The following is a 17,237-nucleotide window of genomic DNA, read 5'->3' on the forward strand; positions in this document are numbered from 1 at the left end:
GTGCGCCTCTTTTATGAACGCTGGTATGGGTTTCTACCGCGCACGCGTCTGTTCTGCTGGAGCCTTTTTACCGTCGCTGTACTGCTTAGTGCCTGGCTGCTGTTAGCGCGTCCGGTCATTCAGCAGCTCTCGCAGCTTGAGGTAAAGCGAAGTCAGGCTGGCGCAGAGCGCGCTGAATTATGGGCGAGTGAAGCGCAGCCACATCCGGTTTTGGCTGCGCCTGTGATCCTCGCGTCGCTGCCGTTTTCTCCACTGGATTTTCAAAGCGACGGCGTGCGGCTGGTGCGCTGGCTGCCTGGCGCGAACGGAGGTGAATTAACGCTGAAAGTGGACTGGGCGCAGATTCCGGCCGTGTTTGAGCGGCTCGCGCAGCGTGGGATGGCCGTGAGTGGGTTTTCCGTTAAGCCGGAGGAGACGCGGTTACAGCTGATTTTGCAGGTGGAGAACACCGATGCGAACTGAGCTGCGCTGTCTGATTTTGTGTTCACTGGCACTGCTCACCGGCATGCGTGACCCCTTTCGCCCGCCGGACGATCGCTGTGCCACAGGTGCATTAGCACGCTGGCGCTATCAGGGGATGATCCAGAGCGGAAGTGCTGTGGGTATCGTCAAGGATGAACAGGAGCGCTGGCATCGCATACGACAGGGCGAACGACTGCCAGCGGGCTGGCAGGTGCTGACATTCAATGAAACGGAAATGGTCGTCGGGCTTGGCGAGGGATGCGAGCCGAAAACGTGGCGATGGCAACGAGAGGGAACGAAGAATGAAACGACTCAGGAGAATCATCCTGCTGATGATGCTCAGCATGCCGACATGGGCCGCAGTGCCAAAACCCGTCACTCTGGCGGTGGATGATGTGCCTGTGGTGCAGATTTTACAGTCACTGGTGGAGCTTGAGGGCCGCAATCTGATTGTTGCACCGGACGTAAAAGGCGCGCTTTCGCTGCATCTCACCCATGTGCCATGGCGGCAGGCGCTGCACATCGTCGTGACCAGCGCCGGACTGGTGCTGCGCGAAGAGGGCGGCATTTTCTATGTCAACACTGCCGTAGGGCAACGTGAGCAGCAGACGCGAAAAGAGGAGGAGCTGGCGCAGCAGAAACTGAATGTGCCGCTCTCCTCGCGCGCGCTCTCTTTAGCCTACGCGGATGTCACCGAGCTGCAAAAAGCGGCGGAAAAACAGCTCAGCCCCAAGGGAAGTCTCTCCGTGGATAAACGTACCAACCGCCTGCTGGTGCGGGATATCCCCGTGGTACTCGATTCTCTGGAGCACTGGGTCGAACAGATGGACCTGCCCGTGGCGCAGGTGGAACTCGCCGCCCATATCGTCACCATCAATGAAAAAAGCCTGCGTGAACTTGGGGTGAAGTGGAATCTGGCGGAGGCGCAGAGTGCCGGTTCACCGGGGCAAGTCACCACGCTGGGTGCTGATTTGTCAGTGGCGAGCGCCACAACGCACGTCGGATTTAATATTGGGCGGATCGACGGCAGGCTGTTGGATCTGGAGCTGTCGGCACTGGAGCAAAAGCAGCAGCTGGAGATCATCGCCAGCCCACGGCTATTGGCGTCGCATATGCAGCCTGCCAGTATCAAACAGGGCAGTGAAATTCCGTATCAGGTGTCCAGCGGTGAGAGCGGGGCGACATCGGTGGAGTTCAAAGAGGCGGTGTTGGGGATGGAAGTGACGCCCGTGGTGCTTCCAAATGGCCGCGTGCGGTTAAAGTTACACATTAGCGAAAATATGCCTGGCCAGGTTTTACAGCAGGCCGATGGCGAAACCCTGGCGATTGATAAACAGGAAATCGAAACGCAGGTGGAAGTAAAAAGCGGTGAAACACTCGCGCTGGGGGAATTTTCTCGCAAAAGAATAAAACGGGCAGTGACAGTATTCCTGGTCTCGGTGGGCTTCCCTGGGTGGGGCAACTCTTTCGCCACGATGGCAAGGATAACGAGCGGCGCGAGCTGGTGGTCTTCATCACACCGCGTCTGATTAGTATTCAATAATGGAAACGATCCCCGCGAGGATTTTGCAGCCAGTTTGTTGCAGATGTTTGACGTGGGGCATGAATTAGCATACAAGGAGTACCGATTTGAGTTTCAGCTTCTCCTAATCTTACCTCTTGTTGCTTTAAGCATCTGGCGTGGTGATTTAATCAGTTGCCAAACAAGCAGGACTACTGAGATAATTTTTAGTCTGACTCTCGCACTATCGCATATGAGGTTTCAGTTCATGTCCTGCTACGCTGAGTGTCTGCGAAGCGGGGATTACCATTAACGAATAGTCTTAGTAGTACCGAAAAAATGGCAGAGAAACGCAATATCTTTCTGGTTGGGCCTATGGGTGCCGGCAAAAGCACTATTGGGCGCCAGTTGGCTCAACAACTCAATATGGAATTTTACGATTCTGATCAAGAGATTGAGAAACGAACCGGAGCTGATGTGGGCTGGGTCTTCGATGTAGAAGGCGAAGAAGGTTTCCGTGACCGTGAAGAAAAAGTTATCAATGAACTTACGGAAAAACAGGGCATCGTGCTGGCAACGGGCGGTGGTTCTGTAAAATCTCGCGAAACTCGTAACCGTCTCTCCGCCCGCGGCGTTGTGGTCTATCTTGAGACGACCATCGAAAAACAGCTGGCACGGACGCAGCGCGATAAAAAGCGCCCGTTACTGCAAGTTGAAACGCCTCCACGTGAAGTTCTGGAAGCATTGGCCGGTGAGCGCAATCCACTGTACGAAGAGATTGCTGATGTAACCATTCGTACCGACGATCAGAGCGCTAAAGTGGTTGCAAACCAGATTATTCATATGCTGGAAAGCAACTGATTCTGGCTTTATATACACTCGCCCACGGGTATAAGCATTTAAGGTGGATGTCGCGTCATGGAGAGGATTACAGTTACTCTCGGGGAACGTAGTTACCCTATCACCATCGCGGCTGGCTTGTTTAACGATCCAGCTTCCTTCTTACCACTGAAAGCGGGTGATCAGGCAATGCTGGTCACCAACGAGACTCTGGCTCCGCTTTATCTCGACAAGATTCGTCATCTGCTGGAACAGGCAGGCGTGAAGGTCGACAGTGTGATTCTGCCTGATGGCGAGCAGTATAAAAGCCTGGCGGTACTCGATACCGTCTTCACCGCATTACTGCAAAAACCGCATGGTCGCGATACGACACTACTTGCCCTGGGCGGTGGTGTTGTTGGCGATCTGACGGGGTTTGCTGCGGCAAGTTATCAACGTGGTGTTCGTTTTATTCAAATTCCTACCACGTTACTCTCGCAAGTCGACTCCTCAGTTGGCGGCAAAACGGCCGTCAATCATCCGCTTGGCAAAAACATGATTGGCGCGTTCTACCAGCCCGCTTCGGTGGTGGTGGATCTCGACTGTCTGAAAACCCTGCCTAAACGCGAACTGGCGTCAGGCCTTGCTGAAGTGATCAAATACGGCATTATTCTGGACAGTGAGTTCTTCACCTGGCTGGAAGAGAACATGGATGCGCTGCTTAACCTTGACGGTCAGGCGCTGGCGTATTGCATCCGCCGTTGTTGTGAGCTGAAAGCAGAAGTCGTTGCAGCGGACGAGCGGGAAACCGGCTTACGTGCTTTACTGAATCTGGGGCATACGTACGGTCACGCGATTGAAGCCGAAATGGGCTACGGCAACTGGCTTCATGGTGAAGCGGTCGCTGCAGGCATGGTCATGGCTGCTCGCACCTCCGAACGTCTGGGTCAGTTCACGAAAGAAGAGACTCAACGCATCATCACGCTGCTGGAGCGCGCGGGTTTACCGGTGACGGGACCACGCGAGATGTCTTCGCAAGCGTATTTACCCCACATGATGCGTGATAAAAAAGTATTGGCTGGCGAGATGCGTTTAGTCCTCCCGCTGGCAATAGGGAAGAGTGAAGTGCGCGGCGGAGTGTCGCACGAAGTGGTTCTTGGCGCGATTGCTGATTGCCAGCAGGCGTAACAACTAGAAAGGTCTGGCTACTGTTAAAGGTGGCTATTTAGATTCAGGTGCAATGCAACGTCGTAAGCATGAGCCTTTGAGTGGGGTGTTAAATGGATGAATTCAAACCAGAAGACGAGCTGAAACCCGATCCCAGCGATCGTCGTACTGGTCGTTCTCGTCAATCTTCAGAACGTGATAACGAGCCGCAAATCAACTTTGACGATGTTGATTTGGATGCAGACGATCGTCGTCCGTCACGCAGCCGCAATGCGCGTGATGAGCGAGAAGAAGAAGAGGGTTATGAGTCCGAAGAAGATTCAATGGACGAAGAGCCTGTAGAGCGTCGCCCACGCAAACGTAAAGCGGCAGCCAAAAAACCGGCTTCCCGCCAGTACATCATGATGGGCCTTGGCGTGTTTGTCCTGCTGCTGCTGATTATCGGCATCGGCTCCGCGCTGAAAGCACCGTCAACAGATTCCACTGAGCAGACGCCTTCTGCCGAAAAGAGCATTAATCTTTCGGGGAATGACACTGCCGATCAGGCCAATGGTGCGCAGCCTGCGCCTGGCACAACATCTGCTGAGCAGACTGCAAATGCGACGCAGGATGTTTCTCTGCCGCCTGTCTCCTCAACGCCAACTCAGGGTCAAACGCCTGCTACGCCAGAAGGCCAGCAGCGTGTAGAAGTTCAGGGCGATCTGAATAACGCACTGACCCAACCGCAGAGTCAGGATCAGGTGAACAACGTAGTGGCTAACTCTACGCTGCCAACCGAGCCTGCAACGGTAGCACCGATTCGTGGTGGCGCGGCTCAACCGCAGACCGCAGCAACGGAAACCAAACCGCGTCAGACTCAGACCCAGACCCAGACTGCGCCTCGACCAGAGCGCAAACAGGCTGTCATTGAGCCGAAGCGTGAAACCAAACCGCAGACGGTTGCGAAAGCGCCAGAAGCGAAACCTGTTGCACAGCCTAAGCAGACCGAAACCGCAGCCGTGAAAGCGCCTGCTGCGACAACGACTGCACCGAAGGCCACGACCTCAACGCCAGCAGCCACGCCTGCGCCAGCCGCGACGGCAACGGCCAGCGCTGCAGCCACGGGTAAATCTACGGGCAACGTGGGCTCGCTGAAATCAGCGCCTTCCAGCAACTACACGCTTCAGTTGAGCAGCTCTTCCAGCTACGACAATCTGAACGGCTGGGCGAAGAAATCAAATCTGAAAAACTATGTGGTTTATCAGACGACCCGCAACGGGCAACCCTGGTATGTGCTGGTGAGCGGTGTGTACGCGTCTAAAGACGAAGCGAAACGCGCAGTTGCCGCGTTACCTGCGGATGTTCAGGCGAAAAACCCGTGGGCGAAACCGATTCATCAGGTTCAGGCTGATTTGAAGTAATGGTTAAAGCGCAGGATGCTGTCGGAGCTTTTTCCACAGCCGGAGAAGGTGTAATTAGTTAGTCAGCATGAAAAAAAATCGCGCTTTTCTAAAATGGGCAGGGGGGAAATACCCCCTGCTCGACGATATTAATAAACATCTGCCGAAAGGCGAGTGTCTTATCGAGCCCTTCGTGGGTGCCGGGTCGGTGTTCCTGAACACCGACTTTTCTCGCTATATCCTTGCGGATATCAACAGCGATCTCATTACCCTCTACAACATCGTTAAAACTCAGACAGATGAGTATATCGATGCGGCGCGTCAACTCTTTACCCCAGAGAACAACAACCCGGACGCCTACTATCAGTATCGCGCCGAGTTCAACCAGAGCACGGATGCGTTCCGTCGGGCGCAGTTGTTCTTGTATCTGAACCGTCATGGCTACAATGGCCTGTGCCGATACAACCTGAAGGGTGAATTCAACGTGCCGTTTGGCCGCTACAAGCGTCCCTACTTCCCGCTGGCCGAGCTGCAGCATTTTGCCGAAAAGGCACAGAAAGCGGAGTTCCATTGCATCTCGTATGAAAAGTGCATGGAAATGGCGAACGCGGACTCCGTAGTTTATTGCGATCCGCCATACGCCCCGCTCTCGGCCACGGCGAATTTTACCGCCTATCACACCAACAGCTTCAGCCCGAAAGAGCAGGCTCATCTGGCTGAAATGGCGGAAAAGCTGGTCAGTAAGCAAATCACGGTGTTAATTTCGAACCATGATACGCCTGATACTCGCGAGTGGTACAAAGCGGCGAACGATCGTATTCAGCTTAAAGTGCGGCGCAGTATCAGCAGCAACGGCGGCACACGTAAAAAGGTGGACGAACTGCTGGCTCTTTATCGACCCTGAGCCGTTTCGCCCGCCGGTAACTACATTTCAAGGAGATGCGGATGAAACAGTTTTTGATTGCTCCCTCAATTCTGTCAGCCGATTTCGCCCGCCTGGGTGAAGATACGGCCAACGCCTTAGCCGCCGGTGCGGATGTGGTCCATTTCGACGTCATGGACAACCACTACGTGCCGAACCTGACCATTGGCCCGATGGTTCTGAAAGCGCTGCGTAACTACGGCATCACCGCCCCGATTGACGTTCACCTGATGGTGAAACCGGTCGATCGCATTGTGCCGGATTTTGCCGCCGCAGGGGCCAGCATCATTACCTTCCATCCCGAAGCCTCCGAGCATGTCGATCGCACGCTGCAGCTAATTAAAGAAAACGGCTGCAAAGCGGGCCTGGTGTTTAACCCGGCAACCCCGCTCAGCTACCTTGATTACGTCATGGATAAGCTGGATGTGATCCTGCTGATGTCCGTTAACCCAGGCTTTGGCGGCCAGTCCTTTATCCCGCAAACGCTGGATAAACTGCGCGAAGTGCGCCGTCGTATTGATGAGTCTGGCTATGACATCCGCCTGGAAGTGGACGGCGGCGTGAAGGTCAACAACATCGGCGAAATCGCGGCGGCGGGTGCGGATATGTTCGTTGCCGGCTCGGCGATTTTCGACCAACCGGATTACAAAAAAGTCATTGAAGAAATGCGCGCTGAACTGGCAAAGGTAAGTCATGGATAAGTTGAAGGTAATTCGGGGCGTCGCGTTCGACCTCGATGGCACGCTGGTCGACAGCGCGCCAGGTTTAACCAGCGCCGTGGATCAGGCGCTGTATGCGCTCGAGCTGCCGATGGCAGGCGAAGATCGCGTAGTGACCTGGATCGGTAACGGCGCAGACGTGCTGATGGAACGTGCCCTGACATGGGCGCGCCAGGAGCGTGCGATTCAGCGCGCCGCGCAGGGTAAACCCGGCGTTGATCACTCGGATATCCCTCAGGACGAGCAGTTACGCGTCCTGCGTAAACTCTTCAATCGGTACTATGAAGAGACGGTGGAAGAGGGCAGCTTCCTGTTCCCGGACGTGGTGGAAACCCTTAGCGCGCTGCATTCCAACGGCCTGCCGCTGGCGCTGGTGACCAACAAGCCGACGCCGTTTGTCGCTCCGCTGCTTGAAGCGCTGGGCATCGCGAAGTATTTCTCCGTGATCGTCGGCGGTGATGACGTACAAAACAAAAAGCCGCATCCTGAGCCGATCTTACTGGTAGCAGGAAAACTGTCGTTGTCGCCTGAGCAGCTGCTCTTTGTCGGCGATTCGCGCAATGATATTCTGGCGGCCAAATCGGCAGGATCCCCCTCCGTCGGCCTAACCTATGGCTACAACTACGGTGAAGCCATTACGCTGAGTGAGCCGGACGTGGTGTTCGATCACTTCAAAGATTTACTGCCCGCACTCGGGCTTTCGCACAGTGAACATCAGGAATCGAAAAATGACTAAGCCCATCGTATTTAGTGGCGCACAGCCTTCAGGTGAATTGACCATTGGTAACTACATGGGTGCGTTACGTCAGTGGGTCAACATGCAGGATGATTATCACTGCATCTACTGCATCGTGGATTTACACGCGATTACCGCGCGTCAGGATCCAGAAAAACTGCGCAAAGCAACGCTGGATACGCTGGCGCTGTACCTGGCCTGTGGCATCGATCCTGAGAAAAGCACCATCTTCGTGCAGTCTCACGTGCCAGAACACGCACAGCTCGGCTGGGCGCTGAACTGCTACACCTATTTCGGTGAACTGAGCCGCATGACCCAGTTCAAAGACAAATCTGCGCGCTACTCCGAAAACATCAACGCCGGTCTGTTTGACTACCCGGTGCTGATGGCGGCAGATATTCTGCTGTACCAGACTAACCAGGTCCCGGTCGGTGAAGACCAGAAACAGCATCTGGAGCTTAGCCGTGATATCGCCCAGCGCTTCAATGCCATTTATGGTGATGTCTTTAAAGTACCAGAGCCGTTCATTCCGAAATCCGGCGCGCGCGTGATGTCTCTGCTTGAGCCGACCAAGAAAATGTCCAAGTCCGACGATAACCGCAATAACGTGATCGGCCTGCTGGAAGATCCGAAAGCGGTGGTTAAGAAGCTTAAGCGTGCAGTGACAGACTCGGACGAGCCGCCTGTCGTTCGCTACGATGTGCAGAACAAAGCGGGCGTATCAAACCTGCTGGATATTCTCTCCGGCGTGACCGGTCAGAGCATCCCTGAGCTTGAGCAGCACTTCGAAGGCAAAATGTATGGTCACCTGAAAGGGGAAGTGGCTGAGGCGGTTTCCGGCATGCTGACTGACCTGCAGGAGCGTTATCACCGTTTCCGTAACGACGAAGCGTTCCTGAACAACGTGATGCGCGACGGTGCCGACAAAGCCAGCGCCCGTGCGTCTGAAACCCTGAAAGCGGTGTATGACGCGATTGGGTTTGTAGGTAAGCCGTAAGCCGTTGCCGGGTGGTTTGACGTAGACCGGGAAAGCGCGAGCGCTACCGGGCGAAGCAACCACTCTGCATCCATAAAAAAACCGGGATATTCCCGGTTTTTTTGTGCCTGAAAAAGGCTTAGGGCTGTTCTGCCGCCGGGCCGCAGCCGCCGATCATTTTCGAAATCGAGATCGCAGGGTGCAGGAAGTAATCATAGCCGCAGTTGTTTTTGGTGTTTTGTACGTGACCCGTACACGCCGTCAGGGTCGATAATAAGCCAACTAACACAGCGGCTTTTGCCAGTTTAAACATACACTTTCCTTGTATTGGAGCCGTACTTTTGGATGTAAAATGAGGGAATTAATGGAAAAGATTCCATTTCGCAGGCGGTATGTTATCGGCAGGTGTCAGGCGGGAGTAGTCCGGTTAAAGACTACTCCCTGAAGTGTGAATATGCGGGGGGAGATTAATGGTTGGAGAACCAGTTCAGCTTTTCGCGCAGTTCGACCACGCGGCCGACAACGATCAGCGCCGGGCTTTCCACCTGCTGCGCCAGTTCACCCAGTTGAGTCAGAACGCCGCTCACCACGCGTTGCGTAATGGCAGTGCCGTTTTCCACCAGCGCCACCGGCATATCCTCCGGCATACCGTGTTCCAGCAGTTTTTCCTGGATAGTGGCCGCCTGGTTTAGCCCCATGTAGAAGACCAGCGTCTGTTTCTCTGCGGCCAGGTTATGCCAGTCCAGCTCGCTGCCGGTTTTCAGGTGGCCCGTCACCAGGCGCACGCTCTGGGCGTAATCGCGATGAGTCAGCGGAATACCGGAGTAGGCCGAGCAGCCAGACGCTGCCGTAATTCCCGGTACAACCGAGAACGGAATACCCGCATTGCAAAGCGTTTCCAGCTCTTCACCGCCGCGGCCAAAGATAAACGGATCGCCGCCCTTCAGGCGCACCACGCGTTTTCCTTTTTGCGCTTCGCGCAGCAGAATCTGGTTAATCTCTTCCTGCGGCACGCAGTGATACCCGGCGCGTTTACCCACGAATACCCGGTCAGCGTCGCGGCGCACCAGATTCATGATGTCATCGGAGACCAGACGATCGTAAACCACGATATCCGCCTGCTGGATCTGCTGCAGCCCTTTCAGGGTCAATAGCCCCGCGTCACCCGGCCCTGCGCCAACCAGCACCACTTCACCGCGATGGTCCAGCGGCTCGGTCAGCAGGCGTTCAGTGGTCTCGGTGATGGCTTTCTGATCCTGATTCGCCAGCGACTGCGCCAGGCGATCGTTTACAAAGAATTTTTCCCAGAAGCGACGGCGCTCGCCAACGGTGGCGAAGGTTTTCTTCACTCGCGAGCGGAGTTGCCCCGCGTAGTGCGCCACCTGACCAAGATGCTGAGGCAGTATCGCTTCCAGTTTCTCACGCAGCAAACGCGCGAGCACCGGAGAGGTGCCGCCGGAGGACACCGCCACCATCAGCGGCGAACGGTCGATAATCGACGGCATAATAAAACTGGCTTCTTTTGGCGCGTCGACCACATTGCAGAAAATACGGCGGGTTTCACAGGCGTCGCTAACGCGCTGGTTCACTTCGTCGTTATCTGTAGCGGCAATGGTCAGCCAGCAGGTGTCGAGCAGCGCTTCGTCGAATTCGCCTTCGACCAGTGTCAGCATGCCTTCCTGCGCCCATACGGTGAACTGCGGGTCAAAGGCGAGGGCATTCACCGTCAGTCGGGCACCCGCTTCTAACAGGAGACGCGCTTTGCGTTCAGCGACATCGCCACCGCCCACCAGCAGGCAGTCGCGATGGCGTAATTGACAGAAAATCGGCAGGTGATCCACGACATTACCTCTTAAGAGTGGGCTTTCGCCTGAACAGTTGCGATGGTTTACGGAGTCGGATGCTCCGCTTTGTGAGTAGCATACCCGTAACGACAAGCGTCATACAGAAAACATGTGAAACGTACGGGAGGCATTGCGCCTCCCGTTCTGGTTTAGCCTTTCAGCTGCACGTTGCCGTCTTTCACGCGAACGTCGTAGTGCTTCACAGAGTGACTTTCATCTTCCATACAGTGCCCGTCCGTTAAGCGGAAACGCTGTTTTTTCAGCGGGCTGGCGACCCACAGCTCGCCCTGGTGTTCAGCAATCAGGCCGCGAGACAACACGCTGGCCTCAAAGAACGGATCGATATTGCTGATTGCGAAGAGCTGTTCATCGTGGCGCGGGCGGAAGATCGCCACATGCTCGTTGCCCAGCAGCGCACAGACGCCCGTCGCCGGAATGATGTCGTCGATTTTGCAGATGTTTACCCACTGGCTCATACGTTTTCCTCCACCAGAGTCACCGGAATGCGCTCGTATGGCGTTGCCGGACGGTGCTGCTCGCGCTCAGGAACAACCTGTACGTTCGGATCGCGCTGGGTGCTGTTGATAAAGTGTTTGAAGCGAACCTGCGCGGCAGGCGTGTTGACAGTTTCTGTCCACTCGCAAATGACGGCCTCGCGCAGGCGGGCAATCTCTTCTTCCAGATGTTCGTTCAGGCCGAGTTTATCGTCGATGATCACCGATTTCAGGTATTCGATGCCGCCTTCCAGGTTATCGAGCCAGGAGGCGGTACGGGTCAGTTTGTCGGCGGTACGAATGTAGAACATCATGAAGCGGTCGAGATACTTGAGCAGGGTTTCGCGATCGAGATCGGCCGCCAGCAGGTCGGCGTGACGCGGCTTCATCCCGCCGTTACCGCATACGTACAGGTTCCAGCCTTTTTCGGTGGCGATAATCCCCACGTCTTTACCCTGCGCTTCCGCACATTCGCGGGTACAGCCGGAGACGCCAAACTTCATTTTGTGTGGGGTACGGATGCCTTTGTAGCGGTTTTCCAGCTCAACGCCAAAGCCCACGCTATCGCCCACGCCGTAACGGCACCAGGTGCTGCCGACGCAGGTTTTCGCCATACGCAGCGCTTTGGCATACGCATGACCGGTTTCGAAGCCCGCGTCGATCAGCTGACGCCAGATTTCCGGCAGATCATCTTTCTGCGCGCCAAACAGGCCGATACGCTGGGAACCGGTGATTTTGGTGTACAGGTTAAATTCGCGCGCCACACGGCCCACGGCCACCAGCCCTTCCGGGGTGATTTCGCCACCGGCGGAACGTGGGATCACGGAGTAGGTCCCATCTTTCTGGATGTTCGCCAGGAAGTTGTCGTTAGTGTCCTGCAGCGGCGTGTGCTCTGGCTTCAGGATGTATTCATTCCAGCAGGAAGCCAGCAGTGAACCGACGGTCGGTTTACAGACTTCGCAGCCGTAGCCCTGACCGTGTTTTTGCAGCAGTTCGTCGAAGGTTTTGATGCCTTCCACGCGGATCAGGTGGTAAATCTCCTGGCGTGAGTAAGAGAAGTGCTCACACAGGTTGTTGTTCACTTCGATGCCCTGTTTCGCCAGTTCGGCGTTCAGCACCTGGGTGACCAGCGGGATACAGCCGCCGCAGCCGGTACCGGCTTTGGTTTCGGCTTTCAGGGCGGCGACGGTATGGCAGCCTTTGTTGATCGCCGAGATCAGCATGCCTTTGGTCACGTCGAAGCAGGAGCAAATCTGCGCGCTGTCGGGCAGTTTATCCACGCCGATAGAAGGTTTACCGTTGGAGGCGTGAGCCGGCAGGATCAGCGCGTCCGGGTTTTCCGGCAGTTCGATGGCGTTCAGGACCAGCTGCAGCAGGTTACCGAAATCGCTGGTATCCCCCACCAGCACCGCACCCAGCAGGTTTTTGTTGTCCTGGCTGACGATCAGGCGTTTGTAGACCTCTTTGCTTTCGTCGAGGTAAACGTAGCTGCGACAGCCTGGTGTGCGACCGTGCGCATCGCCGATCCCGCCGACGTCCACGCCGAGCAGTTTCAGCTTGGCGCTCATGTCCGCGCCGGTGAAGGCATTTTCGTTACCGAGAATATGGTCAACGGCGACCTGCGCCATTTTGTAGCCGGGTGCCACCAGACCATACACGCGGTTGTTCCAGCTGGCGCATTCGCCGATGGCGTAAATGTCCGGGTCGGAGGTCTGACAGGCGTCGTTAATCATGATCCCGCCGCGCTGAGCCACGGCCAGACCGCACTGGGTCGCCATTTTATCGCGTGGGCGGATACCGGTGGAGAAGACGATGAAGTCGACTTCCAGCTCGCTGCCGTCGGCAAAGCGCATGGTTTTACGCGCTTCGGTGCCTTCCTGAACAATCTCTTTGGTATTTTTGCTGGTGTGAACTTTCACACCCATGCTTTCGATTTTACGGCGCAGCTGATCGCCACCCATGTGGTCGAGTTGTTCTGCCATCAGCATCGGGGCAAATTCGATGACGTGGGTTTCGACCCCCAGGTTTTTCAGCGCGCCTGCCGCTTCGAGGCCCAGCAGACCGCCGCCGACTACCGCACCGCGTTTACTGCGGCGCGCGCAGGATTCGATCGCTTTGAGGTCTTCAATGGTACGATAAACGAAGCAATCCTGCGTTTCCGAGCCTTTGATTGGCGGGATCCACGGGTAAGAGCCAGTCGCCATGATCAACTTATCGTAAAAAACCGTGCGTCCGGCACTGGAGTGGATCACTTTTTCCTGGCGGTTGATGGTGATAGCGCGTTCGCCCACCAGCACCTTAACGCCATGCTTCTCGTAGAAACCTTCACGCACCAGCGAAAGTTCTTCCGCGGTGTGATGAGAGAAGTAGGAAGAGAGGTGTACACGATCGTATGCTTTGCGGGGTTCTTCACAGAAGACGGTAATATCGAACTGGGCAGCGTCAGCTTTATCAAGGAGATCCTCAATAAAGCGGTGGCCGACCATGCCGTTACCGATAATAGCGAGTCTGACTTTGCTCATTTTTGCCTCGATTTCTTTTCTATTACTGCCTACCTTAACGATTCAGCAGGGGCACTTATTGATGCAAATCAAATACGCCTTAACCTACCACTTAGTGGGTATATGCCTGATTTGTCAGGATTTTTATAAGTCATGGAAATAGCACGCTTTTCGCGAGCGTCTAATTTATATACAAATTAGGGGGCTAATGATTACGATGACGTACCCCTTAATTTCAGCCGCATTTTTCGGGAGAAAGGTATGACGACAACACCGCTTTGGCTGGTTCAGAATGTTCGGTTACCTGGCCGGGAAGGGTTATGGCAAATCGGCATTGAGAATGGCCGTTTTGCAGAGATCACCCCGATGCGCGATGCTCATGACGAAAGTTATGAGGTGCTTAACGCTCGCGGTGGACTGGCGATTCCGCCGTTTATCGAGCCTCATATTCATCTGGATACGACGCAAACCGCCGGGGAACCGAGCTGGAACCAGTCGGGGACGCTGTTTGAAGGCATCGAACGCTGGGCCGAACGCAAGGCGCTGCTCAGCCATGACGATGTCAAAGCCCGCGCGTGGAAAACCCTGAAATGGCAAATCGCCAACGGTATCCAGTTCGTGCGCACCCATGTGGATGTCTCCGATCCGACTCTTACCGCCCTGAAAGCGATGCTGGAAGTGAAGCAGGAGGTGGCGCCGTGGGTTACGCTGCAAATCGTCGCATTCCCGCAGGAAGGCATTCTCTCTTATCCCAACGGCGCGGCGCTGCTGGAGGAAGCCTTGAAACTGGGGGCCGATGTGGTCGGGGCGATCCCGCACTTTGAATTTACCCGCGAGTACGGCGTGGAGTCCTTGCACATCGCCTTCGCGCTGGCGAAAAAATATGACCGCCCGCTGGATATCCACTGCGATGAGATCGACGATGAGCAGTCGCGCTTCATCGAAACCGTCGCCATGCTGGCGTACGAGGCGGGCATTGGGCATCGCGTGACCGCCAGCCATACCACGGCGATGCACTCCTACAACGGCGCTTACACGTCGCGCCTGTTCCGCCTGCTGAAAATGTCAGACATCAACTTTGTCGCCAATCCGCTGGTGAATATCCATCTGCAAGGGCGTTTTGACGACTATCCGAAACGGCGCGGCATCACCCGCGTGAAGGAGCTGCTCGAGGCTGGGATTAACGTCTGCTTCGGTCATGATGACGTCTTTGATCCCTGGTATCCGCTGGGGACGGGCAATATGTTGCAGGTGCTGCACATGGGGCTGCATGTTTGCCAGATGATGGGCTATCCGCAAATCGACAGCGGGTTAAATCTGATCACGCACAACAGCGCCAGAACGTTTGGCCTGACGGATTACGGCATCGAAACGGGTCATCCGGCGAACCTGATTATTCTGCCTGCTGAGAGCGGTTTCGAAGCGGTGCGTTGCCAGGTGCCGGTGCGCTGGTCGATTCGTCAGGGACGGGTGATCGCCACCACACAGCTGGCGCAAACGTGGATACAAACCGATAGCGGGGGAGAGGAAGTGAGTTTTACCCGAAATAGCCCCTTCGCCGATGGCAAAGGGGCGTAGGCATTAGTGAGAAGCCGCTGCCGTGTTGTGCTGACGGTGGCGGGTGACAAAGCCCAGAATCAGACACATCACGAACACCACGGCGTACAAGCCGTTAGCCGTGTGCAGGGCTGCCAGCGGGCCACTGTGTGCCACGATTGGACCGGTCACCACGAAGGTCAGCATGGTGCCGATGGTGCCGCAGGTCAGCACAAAGTTTACCAGCTTCGGCGACGCCACTTTAGTTTGCAGGGAGCCGAGCGTAATGATCGAGGTGTAAATCGCGCTGGAGAAGAAACCGAGGGTCAGAATAAACCACGGCATATGCTCCGGCGAACCGTTAATGAAAAGATACATCAGCACGGTTGCCAGGCCCGCCAGTACGGTCAGGATGCGCTGCAGATCGAAGAAGCGCAGGATGAAGCTAAACGCCCACATGCCAAACATGTACGACATCCAGAAATCACTCACCAGTTTACCGGCGTCGTTCAGACTCATGCCTAGCCCTTTGGCATATTCCGGCACCCAGGAGATAAAGCCCAGCTGGCCGAGGATATAGCACAGCGCGGCTATGGAGAGGAACAGCACGCCGATTCCCCATTTCTCTTTCACCACCGGCTCAGACGTTTGCACCGCTTTTTTGCCCAGTACCGGGAAATCGCAGCCGAAGGTCAGAATAAAGATGGCAACGTACACCAGCCCGATGCAGGCATAAACCCAGTACCACTCGATGCTACGCGCCAGCAGAACGGCGGCCACCATTGGGAAGATCATCCCCGCCATGCTGAAGAACGAGTCGGTGAACAGCAGACGCGCGCCGCGCTGGCGGCCTTCATACATGTGGGTGATCAGGAAGGTCCCGATGGACATGGTGATCCCACTGACCAGCCCGAGAACGAACATCGACGCCGAGAACAGGGCGATACTGTGGCTGACCATCAGGCCCGCCACGGCGGCGACCATCAGCACAAAGCCGAAGCGCAGCTGCGTTTTCAGCGGCACGATTTCCATCAGCCAGGCGTTTAAAAAGATCGAAATCAGGATCCCGGCGTTCAGGAAGGTGAAGGTGTTACTCATGCTGGAAACAGGTAGCTGGAAATAATCGGCAATATTGCCCATTACCATCCCGGTGACGATCACCAGTGCGCCGGTGAGGGCGTACGAGAAGAAGCTGATCCATGTGAGCTTGATGCGGTTGCTGTTAGTCATGTCTGCCTTGTATATGTACGTAAAGCGCGTTGACGCGCGAAGTGCGGGCAGATTTTAGTCATTAAAGTGATCTATTTAAATCTTTTCTGAAAATTATGATCATCGTTACAGTATTTATCATGACGTAAGTCACTTTTTTACCTGCTGGATTCAACTGTTTGCGCCGTTACAACTGTTTCAAATTCGTAAAATTAGGTAAAAGGCTGGCCTCCATCCATACTGCTCTTTAGAATCAAGCAACTTGCCTTATTTACCGCGCTTTTTTAAGGAATTCTCATGCTCAAATCAACTCTGGCGGCTGTCGCAGCTGTGTTTGCTCTTTCTGCTGTCTCTCCTGCTGTTCTCGCAGCGAAAGGCGACCCCCATGTTTTGCTGACAACGTCCGCCGGGAATATTGAGCTGGAACTGAATAGCCAGAAAGCTCCTGTTTCTGTGAAAAACTTCCTTGATTACGTCAATAGCGGTTTCTATAACAACACCACATTCCACCGCGTGATCCCGGGCTTTATGCTCCAGGGCGGCGGTTTTAACGAGCAGATGCAGCAGAAACAGCCTAACGCGCCGATCAAAAACGAAGCCGATAACGGCCTGCGTAACACCCGTGGCACCATCTCCATGGCACGTACTGCCGACAAAGACAGCGCGACCAGCCAGTTCTTCCTGAACGTTGCTGATAACGCCTTCCTCGATCACGGTCAGCGTGATTTTGGTTATGCGGTCTTCGGTAAAGTTGTGAAAGGCATGGACGTGGCGGACAAGATCTCTCAGGTGCAAACCCACGACGTCGGTCCATACCAGAATGTGCCGACAAAACCGGTAGTTATCCTCTCCGCAAAAGTGCTGCCGTAAGATTCTCCTCTGCGGGCATTCTCGCCCGCATTGCTTTCCCCTCCCTGCGAAAGCGCAGTTTGCTGCTTATACTTGTGGCAAACGGACACATTCAGGGAGGCG

The 17,237-nt window shown here is 55.3% G+C and carries 16 protein-coding genes and 1 pseudogene; 12 read left to right on the forward strand and 5 right to left on the reverse strand.

Annotated features, from left to right (window positions below; all coding sequences use genetic code 11):
- The 10 genes and pseudogenes from DAI21_RS06280 to trpS all read left to right on the forward strand — a co-directional run bounded on the left by DAI21_RS06280 (position 1) and on the right by trpS (position 8,702).
- Positions 1 to 462 (forward strand): hypothetical protein, encoded by a 462-nt coding sequence (locus tag DAI21_RS06280; protein ID WP_107702710.1) that lies wholly within the window; start codon positions 1 to 3, stop codon positions 460 to 462.
- Entirely contained in the window at positions 452 to 856 is a 405-nt protein-coding gene (locus DAI21_RS06285) for a HofP DNA utilization family protein (RefSeq protein WP_107702711.1), read from the forward strand. Before DAI21_RS06280 ends, DAI21_RS06285 begins: the two co-directional genes overlap by 11 nt.
- Positions 765 to 2,005 (forward strand): annotated as a pseudogene (gene hofQ / locus DAI21_RS06290) (DNA uptake porin HofQ). Before DAI21_RS06285 ends, hofQ begins: the two are co-directional and overlap by 92 nt.
- 297 nt (positions 2,006 to 2,302) lie before the next feature.
- Entirely contained in the window at positions 2,303 to 2,824 is a 522-nt protein-coding gene (gene aroK, locus DAI21_RS06300) for a shikimate kinase AroK (RefSeq protein WP_010436374.1), read from the forward strand.
- 57 nt (positions 2,825 to 2,881) lie between these two features.
- Complete coding sequence (aroB, locus tag DAI21_RS06305) at positions 2,882 to 3,970, forward strand: 3-dehydroquinate synthase (RefSeq protein WP_107702712.1); 1,089 nt, start codon at positions 2,882 to 2,884, stop codon at positions 3,968 to 3,970.
- Positions 3,971 to 4,062: 92 nt separating this feature from the next.
- The gene (gene damX / locus DAI21_RS06310; RefSeq protein ID WP_107702713.1) at positions 4,063 to 5,349 is read left to right on the forward strand and encodes a cell division protein DamX; all 1,287 of its coding nucleotides are present in this window, start codon (positions 4,063 to 4,065) and stop codon (positions 5,347 to 5,349) included.
- A gap of 67 nt (positions 5,350 to 5,416) precedes the next feature.
- Positions 5,417 to 6,232, forward strand: coding sequence for an adenine-specific DNA-methyltransferase (gene dam, locus DAI21_RS06315; protein WP_100778612.1), 816 nt, complete (start codon positions 5,417 to 5,419; stop codon positions 6,230 to 6,232).
- A 41-nt stretch (positions 6,233 to 6,273) separates the two neighbouring features.
- Positions 6,274 to 6,951, forward strand: a complete 678-nt coding sequence (gene rpe / locus DAI21_RS06320) for a ribulose-phosphate 3-epimerase (RefSeq protein ID WP_100778613.1) — start codon at positions 6,274 to 6,276, stop codon at positions 6,949 to 6,951.
- Complete coding sequence (gene gph / locus DAI21_RS06325; protein ID WP_107702714.1) at positions 6,944 to 7,705, forward strand: phosphoglycolate phosphatase; 762 nt, start codon at positions 6,944 to 6,946, stop codon at positions 7,703 to 7,705. The genes rpe and gph overlap by 8 nt, the downstream gene beginning before the upstream one ends.
- Complete coding sequence (gene trpS, locus DAI21_RS06330; protein ID WP_100778615.1) at positions 7,698 to 8,702, forward strand: tryptophan--tRNA ligase; 1,005 nt, start codon at positions 7,698 to 7,700, stop codon at positions 8,700 to 8,702. Before gph ends, trpS begins: the two co-directional genes overlap by 8 nt.
- Before the next feature lie 118 nt (positions 8,703 to 8,820).
- Here trpS and DAI21_RS06335 read toward each other — a convergent pair whose 3' ends face one another.
- The 4 genes from DAI21_RS06335 to nirB form a co-directional block, all read right to left on the reverse strand.
- Complete coding sequence (locus DAI21_RS06335; protein ID WP_100778616.1) at positions 8,821 to 8,994, reverse strand: YhfL family protein; 174 nt, start codon at positions 8,992 to 8,994, stop codon at positions 8,821 to 8,823.
- A 154-nt stretch (positions 8,995 to 9,148) separates the two neighbouring features.
- Positions 9,149 to 10,522 (reverse strand): siroheme synthase CysG, encoded by a 1,374-nt coding sequence (gene cysG / locus DAI21_RS06340; protein ID WP_107702715.1) that lies wholly within the window; start codon positions 10,520 to 10,522, stop codon positions 9,149 to 9,151.
- Between the two features lie 152 nt (positions 10,523 to 10,674).
- Complete coding sequence (gene nirD / locus DAI21_RS06345; protein WP_102105343.1) at positions 10,675 to 11,001, reverse strand: nitrite reductase small subunit NirD; 327 nt, start codon at positions 10,999 to 11,001, stop codon at positions 10,675 to 10,677.
- Positions 10,998 to 13,541: a nitrite reductase large subunit NirB gene (nirB, locus tag DAI21_RS06350; protein WP_107702716.1), complete on the reverse strand. Its 2,544-nt coding sequence runs from the start codon at positions 13,539 to 13,541 to the stop codon at positions 10,998 to 11,000. Before nirB ends, nirD begins: the two co-directional genes overlap by 4 nt.
- Positions 13,542 to 13,781: 240 nt before the next feature.
- On the opposite strand from nirB, the gene DAI21_RS06355 reads away from it, so the two are divergent.
- Positions 13,782 to 15,098, forward strand: a complete 1,317-nt coding sequence (locus DAI21_RS06355) for a cytosine deaminase (RefSeq protein WP_107702717.1) — start codon at positions 13,782 to 13,784, stop codon at positions 15,096 to 15,098.
- 3 nt (positions 15,099 to 15,101) lie between these two features.
- Here the strand turns inward: DAI21_RS06355 and tsgA are convergent, their stop codons facing one another.
- On the reverse strand, positions 15,102 to 16,286 hold the full coding sequence (tsgA, locus tag DAI21_RS06360) for an MFS transporter TsgA (protein ID WP_102105346.1): 1,185 nt from the start codon (positions 16,284 to 16,286) through the stop codon (positions 15,102 to 15,104).
- A 276-nt stretch (positions 16,287 to 16,562) separates the two neighbouring features.
- Here tsgA and ppiA point away from each other — a divergent pair, with 276 nt between their 5' ends.
- Positions 16,563 to 17,135 carry a peptidylprolyl isomerase A gene (ppiA, locus tag DAI21_RS06365; protein WP_095283699.1) on the forward strand — a complete coding sequence of 191 codons (573 nt, stop codon included), beginning with the start codon at positions 16,563 to 16,565 and terminating at the stop codon, positions 17,133 to 17,135.
- Positions 17,136 to 17,237 lie beyond the last annotated feature (102 nt).

Origin of the sequence: Lelliottia sp. WB101 (genome assembly GCF_003051885.1) — a bacterium.
Taxonomy (GTDB): domain Bacteria; phylum Pseudomonadota; class Gammaproteobacteria; order Enterobacterales; family Enterobacteriaceae; genus Enterobacter; species Enterobacter nimipressuralis.